Origin of the sequence: Staphylococcus ureilyticus (genome assembly GCF_002902235.1) — a bacterium.
In the GTDB taxonomy this organism is placed as follows: Bacteria; Bacillota; Bacilli; order Staphylococcales; family Staphylococcaceae; genus Staphylococcus; species Staphylococcus ureilyticus.
Genome location: NZ_PPRL01000084.1, coordinates 46784 through 62018, shown reverse-complemented (window position 1 = coordinate 62018; position 15235 = coordinate 46784). Strand labels below are relative to the sequence as shown.

Annotated in this window: 11 protein-coding genes, 1 pseudogene and 1 riboswitch; of the genes and pseudogenes, 5 read left to right on the top strand and 7 right to left on the bottom strand. The window is 33.9% G+C overall.

The window, feature by feature from the left end; all coding sequences use genetic code 11:
* Nucleotides 1–55: 55 nt before the first annotated feature.
* On the bottom strand, nt 56–1252 hold the full coding sequence (locus CD150_RS08740) for a DUF819 family protein (protein ID WP_073344310.1): 1197 nt from the start codon (nt 1250–1252) through the stop codon (nt 56–58).
* 152 nt (nt 1253–1404) lie between these two features.
* Here CD150_RS08740 and CD150_RS08735 point away from each other — a divergent pair, with 152 nt between their 5' ends.
* Both CD150_RS08735 and cwrA read left to right on the top strand, forming a co-directional pair.
* Nucleotides 1405–2826 carry an SLC13 family permease gene (locus CD150_RS08735; RefSeq protein ID WP_064209234.1) on the top strand — a complete coding sequence of 474 codons (1422 nt, stop codon included), beginning with the start codon at nt 1405–1407 and terminating at the stop codon, nt 2824–2826.
* 151 nt (nt 2827–2977) lie between these two features.
* Nucleotides 2978–3184 carry a cell wall inhibition responsive protein CwrA gene (gene cwrA, locus CD150_RS08730; RefSeq protein WP_019469992.1) on the top strand — a complete coding sequence of 69 codons (207 nt, stop codon included), beginning with the start codon at nt 2978–2980 and terminating at the stop codon, nt 3182–3184.
* Nucleotides 3185–3670: 486 nt separating this feature from the next.
* Here cwrA and CD150_RS08725 read toward each other — a convergent pair whose 3' ends face one another.
* From CD150_RS08725 to CD150_RS08715, 3 genes are all read right to left on the bottom strand, one after another.
* On the bottom strand, nt 3671–4540 hold the full coding sequence (locus CD150_RS08725; RefSeq protein ID WP_073344313.1) for an SDR family oxidoreductase: 870 nt from the start codon (nt 4538–4540) through the stop codon (nt 3671–3673).
* A 173-nt stretch (nt 4541–4713) separates the two neighbouring features.
* The gene (locus tag CD150_RS08720) at nt 4714–6600 is read right to left on the bottom strand and encodes an FtsX-like permease family protein (RefSeq protein WP_103161499.1); all 1887 of its coding nucleotides are present in this window, start codon (nt 6598–6600) and stop codon (nt 4714–4716) included.
* Nucleotides 6590–7351 (bottom strand): ABC transporter ATP-binding protein, encoded by a 762-nt coding sequence (locus CD150_RS08715; RefSeq protein WP_046206722.1) that lies wholly within the window; start codon nt 7349–7351, stop codon nt 6590–6592. Before CD150_RS08715 ends, CD150_RS08720 begins: the two co-directional genes overlap by 11 nt.
* Before the next feature lie 235 nt (nt 7352–7586).
* Here CD150_RS08715 and CD150_RS08710 point away from each other — a divergent pair, with 235 nt between their 5' ends.
* From CD150_RS08710 to copZ, 3 genes and pseudogenes are all read left to right on the top strand, one after another.
* On the top strand, nt 7587–9041 hold the full coding sequence (locus tag CD150_RS08710) for a SulP family inorganic anion transporter (RefSeq protein ID WP_064209231.1): 1455 nt from the start codon (nt 7587–7589) through the stop codon (nt 9039–9041).
* A 200-nt stretch (nt 9042–9241) separates the two neighbouring features.
* Nucleotides 9242–11398 (top strand): annotated as a pseudogene (locus CD150_RS08705) (heavy metal translocating P-type ATPase); the annotation flags it as partial.
* 56 nt (nt 11399–11454) lie between these two features.
* Entirely contained in the window at nt 11455–11661 is a 207-nt protein-coding gene (copZ, locus tag CD150_RS08700) for a copper chaperone CopZ (RefSeq protein WP_046206719.1), read from the top strand.
* Nucleotides 11662–11729: 68 nt separating this feature from the next.
* Here the strand turns inward: copZ and CD150_RS08695 are convergent, their stop codons facing one another.
* From CD150_RS08695 to CD150_RS08685, 3 genes are all read right to left on the bottom strand, one after another.
* Nucleotides 11730–12728 (bottom strand): D-lactate dehydrogenase, encoded by a 999-nt coding sequence (locus tag CD150_RS08695; protein WP_073344319.1) that lies wholly within the window; start codon nt 12726–12728, stop codon nt 11730–11732.
* A 14-nt stretch (nt 12729–12742) separates the two neighbouring features.
* Nucleotides 12743–13906: an aminotransferase class I/II-fold pyridoxal phosphate-dependent enzyme gene (locus tag CD150_RS08690; protein WP_073344322.1), complete on the bottom strand. Its 1164-nt coding sequence runs from the start codon at nt 13904–13906 to the stop codon at nt 12743–12745.
* Nucleotides 13907–13967: 61 nt separating this feature from the next.
* Nucleotides 13968–14080: riboswitch (SAM riboswitch) on the bottom strand.
* Between the two features lie 126 nt (nt 14081–14206).
* Entirely contained in the window at nt 14207–14947 is a 741-nt protein-coding gene (locus CD150_RS08685) for an aggregation-promoting factor C-terminal-like domain-containing protein (protein WP_103161497.1), read from the bottom strand.
* Nucleotides 14948–15235: the final 288 nt, after the last annotated feature.

Sequence of the window (15235 nt, the reverse complement as noted above, 5' to 3'; positions counted from 1 at the left end):
TCACCAGATTAACTATATCATCGCGTCATGATATTTCTAAATAATTGTCTTACCACTATGCAATATAAGATAACCATTGATACATTAATGTACCTGCATAATTGCCAATCACATAACCTAATGTACCTACAATTAATATAGGTCCGACTAAATCAGTCCAACCTTTACCAATAGCTAATGCAGCCGCAGTAGTAGGACCACCAGCAGTTGCATTACTTGCAAGTAATATCTCTTCAATGTTGAATTTCAATAATTTTCCTAACAACAAGCTCAAACCCAAGTTAAATATTAAAATTATCATAACAAAAATAAATAACAACGGTGCCGTTTTTACAATCGTAACAAACGAGGCTGGTGTACCTATGACAACAAAGAAAATATAAATTAAGAATGTTCCAATTTCAGAGGCACCTGCTAATTTTTCAAAGAAGTCTCCCCAAATTGCAACGATGACAAGTGTTAAAGTTGTAAGTAAGAGATAGAAATCCCCAAAAAATGACACAAGTATAGTTAAGAGCAAATTACTTTGAGGTACAACATGTTGTATTAATTCAGAAAGTTTAAAACTGATTGCAACGATTGCTATCGCAGCAGCGATTGAAAATGCGATATCTAATAATTGAATTTTTTTGGGTTGCCAAAATGATTGTTGTGCTGCCGGTGTATGATCACTATGATAATGTGTTTTAAAATGTTTTTTTATAAACGGAATGGATGGTATAGCAATTAATAACAGAAAATATAATGCCATGACACTATTATCTGCAACAACTGTGGATGAAACCATTTCTCCAGGCGTTTTTAATTTGGAACTTAAGGCCGCAAAATTCACTCCCCCACCAATGTAACTTCCAGTCATCATTGCCCCTATTTTTGATAAATAAGGTACTGAATGATTTAATATAATAAAAGCTACAGTTGTCCCTATCATGGTCCCTATTGACGCGATTAAAAAAATAAATAATAATCGCCGACTTTCTTTCCAAATTTTTAATATATTTGAACTAAAAAGTAGCAACGGTATAGATAGAGGAACAATATAATCCCACACGGTATCATAAACTGGTGCACTCGTTGGGATAACTTTAAAGTTAGAAAGTAACATCGCTCCTACCAATGCAATAATCGCTCCTGAAATCGTACTTGCCCATTGATATCGTTGTTCTAAAAAGATACTTATTGTGGCCCAAACTATAATAATTGCCCATAATACCCATGTATCATCTTTTCCTACTAGTGTACCCAAAACCATAAAATCACTCCCCTTTATTTTGCATGCATAAGATTAAATTTATTCTAACAATAAAACAGTTGTTTTTTTACAATTTTCTGAAAAATAAATTGTCATTACTTTTCCAACTTGATATTCTTACTAATGCAAGGGTACAAACAAGGGGGATTTTTATGAAACAAAAAATTGGTTTGATACTAGGACCGTTGCTTTTTCTTACTTTTTATTTTATTCCTGAGATTACTGGGCTAGATGACGCTCCTAGGGCCGTACTTGCTGTAACACTTTTTGTCGCCACGTGGTGGATTACAGAAGCGATTCCTATTCCGGCTACTTCACTCATACCACTTATTCTACTACCTTTAAGTGGAGGCACAGACGAACAAGTAGCTGCAAGTGCTTATGCTGATCCGATCGTCTTTATGTATATGGGGGGCTTCATTATTGCCTTGGCAATTGAAAAATGGAACTTACATAAACGTATCGCTATGACGATTATCGCTATGATGGGTTCTAATAGCAATAGGATTATTTTAGGTACCATGATTGCAACGGCATTTATATCGATGTGGATTTCAAATGCTGCAACAGCCTTAATGATGTTACCGATTGCATTGGCTTTAATACATGAAATCCAAAACGCACAATTTTTAAAGCCTGAGTCAGCACATAAGTTCAGTAAAGCTTTATTACTTACGGTCGCTTATTCCGCTTCTATAGGTGGTCTCGCAACATTAATTGGCTCAGTGCCAAATGCAGTTTTTGCTGCAATCGCTTCTTCAAGCTTAAATAGAACAGTTTCTTTTGCACAATGGATGATTTTTGCATTACCATTAACAATTATATTACTTATCATATTATATTTGTTAATGACAAAATGGCTCTTTAAAATTGAAGATGCAGATCAAATATCTTCTGATTTTGCTAAAAAATCATTACGTGATTTAGGACCTATGAGTCTAGAAGAAAAATTAACAGGTATTGTATTTCTATTTGTCAGTATATTATGGATTTGTGGTAGCCTGCTTCCATCTTCTCTCCACTTATCAGACACAGTTATTGCAATGATAGGTGCAGTGCTTTTATTTTTAATTCCAGCTAAATCCCACAAAGGTGGTTTACTTGTTTGGGATGATATGAGTAAACTCCCTTGGGGTATATTACTATTGTTTGGTGGCGGTCTTTCGTTAGCTGCTGCTTTTGAAGACTCTGGTTTAACAAAGTGGTTTGGGGGTATGCTAGGCGTTGTAAAACCGTTGCCACTCATTTTAATTGTTATCGTGCTTACGACTGGCATTTTATTCCTTACCGAAGTGATGTCTAATACAGCCGTATCAAATATGTTAATGCCAATCAGTATTGGATTTGCTGCAGCTATCAGCCAAGACCCTTTCATTATTATGGGTATTGTAGCAGTATCATCAACATGTGCTTTCATGTTGCCCATTTCAACACCACCAAATGCAGCGGTATTTAGTTCTGATGAATTAGAAATGAAAGATATGGTAAAAGCTGGTTTTATATTAAATATATTCACCATTATTGTCATATCACTATTTGCTTATTTCTGGTTACCAATTGCTTTTGGTCTCTAATTGAAACTTTAATTAGAATTGATGACCATATATTTTCATAAGCACGTCGTATACAACTAAGGTACGATAGTATGTAAATACTCTGGACGCATGTCACAGACTAAATTTTCATTTATAATATATGTATTATCATTAAAAGGAGTCATTACTTATGAAAACAATCATCAAAGGTGCAATAGCAGTCCTCTTAATCTTAGGTGTCGTAAAAACATTTCAAGATCACGATATCGTAGCAGAAACTACAAATTATTATCAACAATTTAAAGAAGGAGAAATACTACAAAATATTGAAAATGTTAACTTTGACTCTTTAAAAAATATCAATGTCGATGATTTCATTCCTTCAGATTTCTTTTAGCATTTTAAAACGTATGCATCAAACTTGACGCCTTAGTTATAAATGATTAACATACTTTTTAGATATAGATGTACATGCAACCTAGCATCTCTCAATTCAAAACTAGATCATTAACATATCTATGTTAAATATCATATTAACAATACACGTTCAACTTTAGAAAACTTTACAAACATTGCAAAAGCACTTTCATCTTTCAAAGGATTTTACAATTGCTATAAAATATAACAAAACACTTTCGTTCAATTCATGCTTTTACATGAATTGATATGAAAGTGTTTTTTACTACTACTTAATATAGAAGGTATTATCAAAGTCTATCCCCTTAAGGGCTACAAAATGATAATGCTAAATCAAATATTTCAATTAACTTTAAAACAAGACACACCCTACAATCATTACTAATTTTATAAAGTAAGTTTTACTATCAAAGTTGCAGTAAGTTGTTATTTCGTTAGTCCATAATAATCAAGCTACACACTATGCTTAAGAAGTAATATAATCACCGCCATTTACATGAATGACTTGTCCTGTAATGTAAGAACTATCTGCATAAGACGCTAAAAATACATACGACGGTGCTAGTTCTGCGGGTTGTCCTCGACGCCCCATTGGCGTTTCTCCACCTTGATGTGCTACTTTTTCTTCTGAAAATGTAGCAGGTATTAAAGGTGTATATATCGGACCAGGTGCAACAGCATTTACACGTACGCCCCGTTCTATCAGACTTTCCGCTAAAGATCTTGTAAACGCTACAATTGCCCCTTTGGTTGCTGAATAATCAATAAGATGCGCTGATCCTCTATATGCTGTTACACTTGTAGTATTGATAATGGCATCACCGTCTGCTAAATGTGGCGCTGCTGCTTGAGATAAAAACATCATGCCAAAAATATTAGTTTCAAACGTTTCTTTCACTTGCTCTGGCGTAATTTCTTGAAAACTATCCTGCGGAAATTGAACGCCACCATTATTTACTAAAATGTTTAAACCTCCAAAGTCTTTAACCACTTTATCAATTAATGCTTGAGCGTCTGACACTACCTTTAAATCATGTGCATAGGCTTTAGCTTTTACACCTATTCTTTTCAAATCATCCACTACTTTTTGAGCATCTTCATGTTCATCATAATAGCCAATAGCAACATTTGCACCTTCTCTTGCAAATAGCATCGCTACAGAATACCCAATGCCAGAATCACCGCCAGTAATCAGAGCAACCTTGCCCGTTAATTTGCCACCGCTTTTATAACCTTCCATCTCTGTTATAGGCTGTGGATTCATCTCTTTTTGAATACCTGGTTGTTTATTTTGTGTATAACCTTTAATTTGCTTATGAAATTCTAATAAATTCATCATTATACCCCCATGTGTAATCATTGTATCGTGTACTACATACCACGAATAGACAACGACAAACATATTTAAAAAACCCGATACATAAACTAAAAATGCTGTGAATCATGTTATATGCTTATAACTTCATTCACAGCATTTTATTTAAGCTTATTTATAGAATGTTTTATTTTTTAAATTGAATGTTTTACAATTCGGCTTGAATGTATAAAAGACATAATTGCAAATATACAATACACAATTGAATATACTATCATGACAACATAAACTGGTGTCATACTTGTCGCATTATAAATCCCCATAAAAGCTTTTGCTGCAAAGTAAGCATGCATCAGTGACACAACTAAAGGTAAGCCAAAATTGAAAATTACTTTTAACCCTAGTCCTTTCAACATATCCTGATGAGTATAACCAATTTTTCTTAAAATGCGAAAGTTCGGGATTTCATCTTCAGTCTCATCCATTTGTTTAATATAAATAATACATCCTGCTGCCACTAAAAATGCCAAACCTAAAAATGAAGTGACAAATAATAAAATACCGACACTTTCATTCATTTCTTGTTTTATCATACCTTGTGATTGGATACTCGGTTCAATAGATTGTGCAATTTTCGTTGCTTTTGTCAAATCTGTATGATGTTTCAAATCATAACCGTATTGTTTATTCGTTTCTTTACCTTCTTGCTTGATTTGCTCATATTTATCCGAGCTTACTAATAATACTGGACCACCATAACTTACTTCGCTCATAAATGTCGCTTTATTACTGTCGCCAATCACCTTGAATGTTTCCGTATGACTATTTTTTAACTGAATCTCTTTATTTAAATCATATTTTACTATTCCAGAACCAGCTGCTAAGTTAATCAATTTAGCTTTATTTCCAGAAACTGCTTTATCATTAAAGTATTGATTGCTCGTAACAAACAAGGTCTTCATATTACCCATATTTGATTTTTGAAATACTTGATCATTTAATATATCGCCACGTGTCACTTCTTTATAGTCTTTCTTTACTTCAATGTGTGCTTTTTGTAATTTACTTTCAAATTGTTTTGCTTGTATACTATCTTTAAAATTTAAGTCATGAGGTGCCATTAACTTTGTATTTTCATCCATCGTTGATTTACTAATTGCACCAAAACATAATACCGTTACGGTTACCGCTGAAATAGTTGCAATGATTGTTAATGATAATGCATTTTTCTTCATTCTGTGCATGATAGATGATGTAAACACAACGTCAGTGATTGACACATTGCCTTTTTTTGAACGTTTTAACGTTTTAAATATAAGCGAAACGGAACTACGGAAAAATAAATATGCCCCTAACACCGTTAAAAATAAAATGATAAATGGTGAATAGATAACCATATTGAGAAACTTACCAAACATTTCTGTTGAGATATAATATCCTACACCAATCATCACAATACCTAACACACCGAAGATCACTTCGATCACAGTGATTTGAGATTTGGTTGCTTCTGTGCGTGCATTGTCATTCATCATCATTAAAATACTACGCTTACGTAAAAAGATAAAGCTTTGTATGAGTATGAGTACAAATGACACCACAATAAGCATTAATGTTTGTATGACTGCTGGCAATTGGAACGATAACGATACGCTCATATTGATGTCTAATATTTTGAGCACGATCATCAGCAGCAATTTCGAACCAAATATGCCGATAATCATGCCGATAACGCCAGTTAATAAAAGCATCATCGCTTGCTCAATGACTAACATTCTCATGATGTTGTTTCTTGTTAAACCAATCAATTGATACAGCGCAAATTCACGCGTTCTACGCTTAATAAATAGTTGGTTTGCATACATTAAAAATATAACAATTATAAAGAATAAAAATACTGCGCCAATTTCTGAACCTTTTTGAATTGTCTTTAATGATTGCTCATTATTAATACTATTTGTATATTTTAAAGTTACAAAACTAAAATATAAAACGATACTGACAATTAAGGAAAATAAATACATGGCATAATGTCTAACGTTTTTCCTTAAATTCTTGATAACGATTTGATTAAAATTCATTTGCCACACCACCTAAGGCAGTTTGCATGTGAATGATGTTTTTATAAAATGCTTGATTACTATCCTCACCTTGATATATTTCTGAATGTATATCACCATCTTTTAGCATAATGACACGATTTGAATAACTAGCTGCAACGGGGTCGTGAGTGACCATTACGATGGTAGCATTCGTCTTTTGATTTAACTCTTCCAAACGGTTTAGTAAGTCTTGTGCACTTTTTGAATCTAAGGCACCCGTTGGTTCATCTGCAAAAATAATAGCAGGTTTGTGTACTGAAGCCCTTGCCGCAGCAGTACGTTGTTGTTGTCCTCCAGATATCTCATTTGGATATTTATGGCCCAGTTGACTAATACCTAATGCTTGCGTGACTTCGTTATAATTTTGCTCTTTTTCTTGTTTAGATAATTTTTGAATAGATAGTGGTAACATTATATTTTCTTTAACAGTTAATGTATTAAGCACACTATAATTTTGGAAAATAAAACCTATTTCTTTTTTACGAAAGTCTGCTAATGCTTTATTACTCATTTTATTAATTTGATGACCATTAATTTCAACAGTACCACTCGTTATATAATCTATGGAACTAATCACATTAAGCAATGTCGTTTTTCCAGAGCCTGATGGCCCCATAATCGTCACAAATTCACCTTTTTCTATTGCAAAATCTATGCCTTTGAGTACTTCTTGTTTTCTATGTTTATTACCATAATTTTTAGTTAATCCTTCTACTTTAAGAATAGACATGTGTTACACTCCTTCAATCACTTTACTTTTATTTATATTTGTATCATAGCGAATTCACTTTATTTTCTCGTTTGATTTTACTAACAAATACATATTTTCAAATTACAAAACTGTCACATGTTTATTTCGTAATAAATTATATTTTTTTAAATTTTTTTGTCATAAAGTACTATAAACTTTTTTTATGCTATGTGCTATACTATTAAAATTGACTTTTAATAAAGGAGCACAGTTTATGCTAAATAAATTAAAGAAAGAATGGCTCACTGCACCAGGTACAAATATATTAGCAGGTATTGTTGTAGCACTTGCGTTAATTCCTGAAGCAATCTCATTCTCTATCATTGCAGGTGTAGATCCAATGGTTGGATTATATGCCTCGTTTATCATCGCTGTTGTCATTTCATTAGTTGGGGGTAGACCCGCAATGATATCAGCTGCTACTGGTGCTGTTGCTTTAGTTATTGTGCCATTAGTTCGAGATCATGGTATTCAATATTTACTTGCTGCCACCATTTTAATGGGAATCATTCAAATCATCTTTGGGTTGTTGAAAATAGGTAGACTTATGAAATTTATTCCAAATTCTGTAATGATTGGGTTTGTGAACGCATTAGCTATAATGATATTTATGACACAACTTAAACATATCTTTGGTATCTCCATGCCTACATACTTATTTGTCATTATCACACTATTAATCATTTATTTATTACCTCGTGTGTTCAATCGTATACCTGCACCATTAATTGCTATCGTCGTATTAACAATCGCATATTTAGTTACCGGGGCAGACGTTAAAACGGTTGGAGATTTAGGCGAAATTAAAAAAAGCTTACCGCAATTAATAATCCCAAATGTACCATTTAATATGGAGACTTTTAAAATTATATTTCCCTATGCCATATCAATGGCAATCGTAGGTCTTGTAGAAAGCTTATTAACCTCACGCATCGTCGATCAGGCAACCGATAGTTATAGCAACAAGAATCAAGAAGCTCGTGGACAAGGTATCGCAAACTTTATCACAGGCTTTTTCGGTGCAATGGGAGGTTGTGCTATGATTGGACAGTCGGTTATTAATGTGCGCTCAGGTGCAACCACACGACTTTCCACATTTACAGCGGGTGTATTTTTAATTATCTTGATTATGGTCTTTGGTGACTGGGTTGTTGAAATTCCAATGCCAATTTTAGCAGGCATCATGGTGATGGTTTCGGTAGGTACATTTAACTGGGGATCATTTAAATTTATTCAAAAAGCCCCACGTTCTGATGCATTTGTGATGATATTAACGGTCGTTATCGTTTTGTTCACAAGTAATCTAGCGCTTGGCGTCATTGTTGGTGTTATCATCAGTGCATTATGTTTTGCTACAAAGATATCCAATGTTTCTGTCCAATATGAGGAACAAAATCATCACGTCTATTATAAAGTTAAAGGACAAATTTTCTTCGTATCTATCGATTCTTTAATGAACCAATTAGATTTAGAAATAAGAGATCAAACAATTTATCTCGATTTTAGCCAAGCACATCTATGGGATGATTCAGCTGTCAATGCAATAGATACCTTAATAGAAAATTATAAAAAGAAAAATAATATGATTTATGTAAAACATCTTAATAAAGACAGCCGTAAAATTGTTTCTGAACTCAGCAAAGTCAATCAGCAGCAACATCTAATATAACTTTGATTTAAATCATAAGCTAACATCACTTGTTACATACATACTGATGTTAGCTTATTTTGTTTCAAACAAACACATTGACTTTTATACCTATAGGGGGTATATTAAATTTAACAGATGACATACAAATAGCGTTTCGTTATAAATCTATAAAACAAAAGGAGGCAGTCACTGAGATGAGTAACAACAAAAAAACGACACTAGGCATTACGGGCATGACTTGTGCCGCGTGTGCAAACCGTATCGAAAAAAATTTAAATAAAATGGAAGATGTCACAGCAAATGTCAATGTCACAACCGAAAATGCAACGATAAATTATAATCCAGAAGTGACATCTATAGATGAATTGATAAAGAAAATACAAAACATCGGCTATGATGCAAAAACCAAAGCAGCTCCTTCAGAAAAGAATTCACGCAAAGCTCAGGAATTAAAAGGGAAACGAAACAAATTAATCATTTCAGCCATCCTTTCTTTACCTTTATTATTGACGATGTTTGTCCATTTATTCGGACTACCATTACCGAGTTTCTTAATGAATCCCTGGTTTCAATTCATATTAGCTACACCTGTTCAATTTATAATTGGTTGGCAATTTTATGTAGGTGCTTATAAAAATCTACGAAATGGCTCAGCCAATATGGACGTGTTAGTCGCTTTAGGTACGAGCGCAGCATTTTTTTACAGTATTTATGAAATGATAAAATGGTTGAGCAATACAAATGATACACCTCATTTGTATTTTGAAACGAGTGCCGTATTAATAACACTTATCTTATTTGGTAAATATTTAGAAAGCCGTGCCAAAACACAAACTACCAATGCTTTAAGTGAATTGTTAAGCTTACAAGCCAAAGAAGCACGTATAATCAGAAATGGTAAAACACAGATGGTGCCACTCAGTGAAGTTGTTGTGGGAGATTATATACAAGTAAAACCAGGAGAAAAAATACCAGTTGATGGTCAAATAATTAAAGGTATGACTGCGATAGATGAATCTATGTTAACCGGTGAATCTATCCCTGTTGAAAAAACATTAAACGATAATGTGATAGGATCAACAATGAATAAAAACGGTACGATTACAATAGAAGCAACAAAAGTAGGAAAAGACACTGCTTTATCTTCTATTATTAAAGTAGTTGAAGACGCTCAAGGTTCAAAAGCGCCTATACAACGTTTAGCTGATACGATTTCTGGTTACTTTGTCCCTATTGTCGTAGGCATTGCTATACTCACATTTATCATTTGGATTGCTTTTGTTCAAACGGGCCAATTTGAACCTGCGCTTGTAGCAGCAATCGCTGTATTAGTGATCGCTTGCCCATGTGCATTGGGCCTCGCAACACCCACTTCAATTATGGTGGGTACTGGTAAGGCTGCTGAAAATGGTATTTTATTTAAAGGCGGCGAGCACATAGAACGTACGCACCAAGTCGATACAGTTGTTCTAGATAAAACAGGAACAATCACAAACGGTAAACCAATTGTGACTGATTTTGAGGGTAATAATGAAACCCTACAACTATTAGCTAGCGCAGAAAAAGATTCTGAACACCCATTAGCTGAAGCAATCGTCAATTATGCAAATGAAAAAAACATCGACTTATTAGAAACATCTGCTTTTGAAGCCGTACCTGGACACGGTATTCAAGCAATGATTCATAACCAAGACGTATTTGTTGGCACACGTAAATTCATGAAAGATGCGCATATAGATGTTTCAATGTATGAAGATAATTTAGTTAAATATGAATACGAAGGTAAAACGGCTATGCTCATTGCTATTAATCAAACATTGCAAGGTGTGATTGCCGTCGCTGATACAGTCAAAGACTCTGCCGAAGAAGCAATACAACAATTGCACGAATTAGGTATTTCCGTAACAATGCTTACAGGAGATAATGCACGAACAGCACAAGCGATTGCTAAACAAGTAGGTATAGACGCTGTCATTGCAGAAGTATTACCAGAAGAAAAAGCTTCAAAAATCACTGAACTACAAAATAATAATAAAATTGTTGCTATGGTTGGAGATGGTGTTAATGACGCACCAGCATTAGTTCAAGCCGATATTGGTATTGCTATTGGTACAGGTACAGAAGTAGCAATAGAAGCAGCGGATATCACTATTTTAGGCGGAGAATTATTATTAATTCCTAAAGCAATCAAAGCTAGTAATTCAACGATAAGTAATATCAGACAAAACTTATTTTGGGCGTTCGGCTATAACGTTGCCGGTATCCCTATTGCCGCTTTAGGTTTACTTGCACCATGGGTAGCTGGCGCAGCTATGGCATTAAGCTCCGTAAGTGTAGTAACCAATTCGCTTAGATTAAAACGAATGAAATTATAACTCAATTTTTTAATAATACTAATAATAAATATCCTTAATTTAAGGAGGTGATTCTTATGGCAACAGAAACAATTAAAGTTGATGGCATGAGCTGCGATCATTGTAAGCATGCAGTAGAATCTGCGCTGACGAATCTAAATGGCGTATCAACAGCTGATGTAAACCTTGAGGCTGGTAATGTTGAAGTCAATTTTGACGACAATAAAGTTACAATGACAAGCATGAAAGATGCTATCGAAGATCAAGGCTATGATGCTAAATAACCTGTACATTTATAAAATAAGGGCTGAGACGAAATCAAACGTCTTAGCCCTATTTTTATATTACCTATTTAATTAACGCGAAGTTTACTATCCCCTGTATATATTACCTCTAATGTTGCATCTAGCGCATCCACAATAAGATTTTTCACAGCTGCATCTGTATAAAAAGCAATATGTGGAGATAGAATGACATCTTGTCGCTCTATCAATTCAACTAATACTGCATCATCCAATTGTGTATTGCGTTGATCACTTGGGAATAAGCCTTTCTCACCTTCATAAGTGTCTAATGCTGCTCCTTTTAATTTCCCACTATTCAATGCATCTATAAGCGCTTTTGTATCAACAATCGTACCGCGCGCACAATTAATAAACACGGCACCAGTTTTCATTTCTGCAAATACTGCCTCATTAAACAAATATGTATTTTCCTTTGTCGCTGGGATATGTACAGTGACAATATCCGCGTCTTTAATTGCTTCACTCATGCTTTCCTGATATGTCAAATACGCTTCGCATGAAATTTGAGGTTCAATATCATATGCTACTACTTCTGAACCAAAACCTTCTGCAAAAATCTTACCAACAATGGAACCAATACGACCTGTACCAATAACTGCAACTTTTAAATCTTTTATAGAACGTGACAAAATACTTGGTTGCCATCTAAAATCATATGTTGCAGTTTTATTTTGTATATCATTAAAATTTCTAATTAAATTTAATGCTTGGGATACGGTATATTCAGCGATTGAATTTGGAGAATATGAAGGTACGTTGGTTATAACTAGTTCATATTGCTTAGCTAACTCAAGATTGTAACTATCAAATCCAGCACTTCTCTGAGCAATTTGCTTAATGCCATAATCATGTAATTTTTTATATACTGTTTCATCTAATTCAATTTGTTGTGACAATGACACCCCATCAAAACCTTTGACACGATCTACCGTTTCCAAAGATAAAATGTCACTATCTAAATCTACTAAAACCTGATTTTTTTCTGACCATTCATTAATAAAAGGGATATCTTCTTCTCTGACACCAAAAAGTTTAATGCTTTTCATTAATCGTTTCACTCCTAATCTGCTTCATATAAATGTTTTAATGATTGAATGCGTTCCGCCGCTTCCATTAAGCTATCATCATCCACTGCTAATGAAATACGTACATAGTTCCGCCCATGTTCACCAAATGGAACACCTGGTGCAACCAAAATGGATTTTTCTTTTAATAAATACGTTTCAAATGTTTCACCATCATAATGTTTAGGGGTTTTCAACCATAAAAATATGCCACCATTCATCGGTTCAAAAGGGATTCCCACTGCATTCAATTTAGCAGTGAACTTATCTCTGCGAACTTTAAATATTTCATTTTGACTCAAGAGGAAATCATCATAGTGATTTAAAGCAAAGGTAGCCGCATCTTGTAGTGCACCAAACATACCAGCGTGCGTATGTGTTTGATATTTTTTCAATGCTTGTATCATATCTTTGTTTCCTACAGCAAAACCAACTCTAAAACCTGACATATTATATCCTTTTGATAAAGAGAAAACTTCTATTGCTAAGTTTTTAGCACCCTTTGATTGTAAAATACTTGGATTTTTATAATCAAAACCAAATGCACTGTAGGCAAAATCATGAACAATTTTAGTTTTTGTGCCTTGAAATTGTTTAATTGCTTTATCAAACACATCTTTTGTAGCAACTGAACCTGTAGGATTATTTGGATAAGTTAGATAAACTAAGCGCGTATTCAATAAGACATCTTTATCTATCGTATGCCATTGTGGCAAATAATAAGGTGGCTTTAACATAAGTGGTTGTGGCTTAGCATCTGCCAATAATACACCTGCTAAATAATCTGTATAACCTGGATCAGGAAGCAGCACATTTTCCCCTGGATTAACGATGCATGTAGGCAAAGCGACTAAGCCGTTTTTCGTACCATATAAGATACAAACTTCTTCATCCTTATCTAATTCAACCTCATATTGTCTTTTATAAAAATCCACGATTGCTTGCTTAAATGTTTCTTTCCCATGAAAAGCGACATATTTTTGATTTTCTGGTTTATAGATGGCTTCTGCGTAACAATCAAGAATACCTTTAGGCGTTGCACCATCAGGTATACCTACTGCCATATTAATCAATGGCAAAGGACCAGGCTCTATTTTACGCCCCATCGTTTTGCCAAAGTAACTATCCGGAATTTGTGATAATCGATCTGATATTACCATTAAAAGTCCTCCTTAAAATAAAAAACTATATGCCCTTAAGTGACATATAGCTCTCACATGACACTTATCTATCAAGTATTTTACTTGTTGAATGTAGCACAGTACTTACGATAATAGATAAGTCTGTTGCTGAAGTTTCAACGGGTCAAGTCCCTCCACTTCTCTGGATAAGTTACTTTATAATTAAATTAATATTAATTTTATCAGAATATTCTAACATGTCAATATAAAAAAAGAGTGACTCGCTTGAGTCACTCTTTATCTATATCACCAAACACATCTCGTTCAGCGTTATAGATTTTACCACCAACCGTGGTTTTTACGGAATTCTAATGCTGCTGCTTCAGAACCGTAACGTTGTTTAGCATAGTTTAACATACCTTTAGTTTGATCTGCTACTGAACCAGTACCCCATGATTCTTTAGTTTGACCTAAACCTCTATATCCTGCTGGGTTAACCGCATTTGGATTACCACTTGATTCAGGCATTACAATTGAATTCCACATAGCTTCTGATCCACCAGCCGCTAAGAATTGTGCTTTAACTGATCCACCAGTTGAAGCTGCTGATGTTTGAGCTGTTTTATATGTTTGCGTAGCTGCACTTGTTTGTGCTGTTCTAACATTTGTAGTTGCTGAAGCTTTTGGTGCTTCTACTGCTGCTGGAGCAGTGTATGATTGTTGTGAACGTACTTCACTTGCAGATTTTTCATTTGTATTAACACTAACTTCTGAACTTACATCTTGTGTAGTGTTAGGTGTTGAAGCTTGTGCACCAACTGCATGGTATTCCCATGACCATGTATTACCGTCTGATGTAAAAGTAAACTCGTTACCATCTATTACAAAATTATAGTTATACGCACCAGCGTGTAATGGTTTTTGATTTAATTCAGCTGAATCATTTAATGCTAATTCTGCTAAATGTGCTTTGTCGATGTTTTGTTCTGAAGCATGAGCTTGATTGTTGTCAGATGCTGCTGCATATCCTGTTACGCCTAATGCTACTGCTAATGATGAAGCTAAAATTGATTTTTTCATAATAAAATAAATCCTCCAAATTTAATTTCTAATAAAATATATTTTCGATAATTTTTTTGTCGTATTTGCTAAAATTCTTTAAATTTTATGTTTTGTTTTTTGACCATAGTTAATATACCACATATATTTATCAAACATATTACACTTACATAACAAAACTTTACAAAAATTATTCTGATTTGTAACATTGCAATCTTTTGTAATCATTTTATACAACGTTCTCAAATAATTATTATTGCTCATACGATTTATGGATACTGGCATAAAAAAGTATTTTTACTTGAATCA

Coding starts and splice junctions, on each gene's coding strand:
- CD150_RS08695 (WP_073344319.1), bottom strand. CDS start 12,728: ATGAAAAGCATTAAACTTTTTGGTGTCAGAGAAGAAGATATCCCTTTT.
- CD150_RS08735 (WP_064209234.1), top strand. CDS start 1,405: ATGAAACAAAAAATTGGTTTGATACTAGGACCGTTGCTTTTTCTTACT.
- CD150_RS08715 (WP_046206722.1), bottom strand. CDS start 7,351: ATGTCTATTCTTAAAGTAGAAGGATTAACTAAAAATTATGGTAATAAA.
- CD150_RS08720 (WP_103161499.1), bottom strand. CDS start 6,600: ATGAATTTTAATCAAATCGTTATCAAGAATTTAAGGAAAAACGTTAGA.
- copZ (WP_046206719.1), top strand. CDS start 11,455: ATGGCAACAGAAACAATTAAAGTTGATGGCATGAGCTGCGATCATTGT.
- CD150_RS08725 (WP_073344313.1), bottom strand. CDS start 4,540: ATGAATTTATTAGAATTTCATAAGCAAATTAAAGGTTATACACAAAAT.
- CD150_RS08685 (WP_103161497.1), bottom strand. CDS start 14,947: ATGAAAAAATCAATTTTAGCTTCATCATTAGCAGTAGCATTAGGCGTA.
- CD150_RS08710 (WP_064209231.1), top strand. CDS start 7,587: ATGCTAAATAAATTAAAGAAAGAATGGCTCACTGCACCAGGTACAAAT.
- CD150_RS08690 (WP_073344322.1), bottom strand. CDS start 13,906: ATGGTAATATCAGATCGATTATCACAAATTCCGGATAGTTACTTTGGC.
- CD150_RS08740 (WP_073344310.1), bottom strand. CDS start 1,252: ATGGTTTTGGGTACACTAGTAGGAAAAGATGATACATGGGTATTATGG.
- cwrA (WP_019469992.1), top strand. CDS start 2,978: ATGAAAACAATCATCAAAGGTGCAATAGCAGTCCTCTTAATCTTAGGT.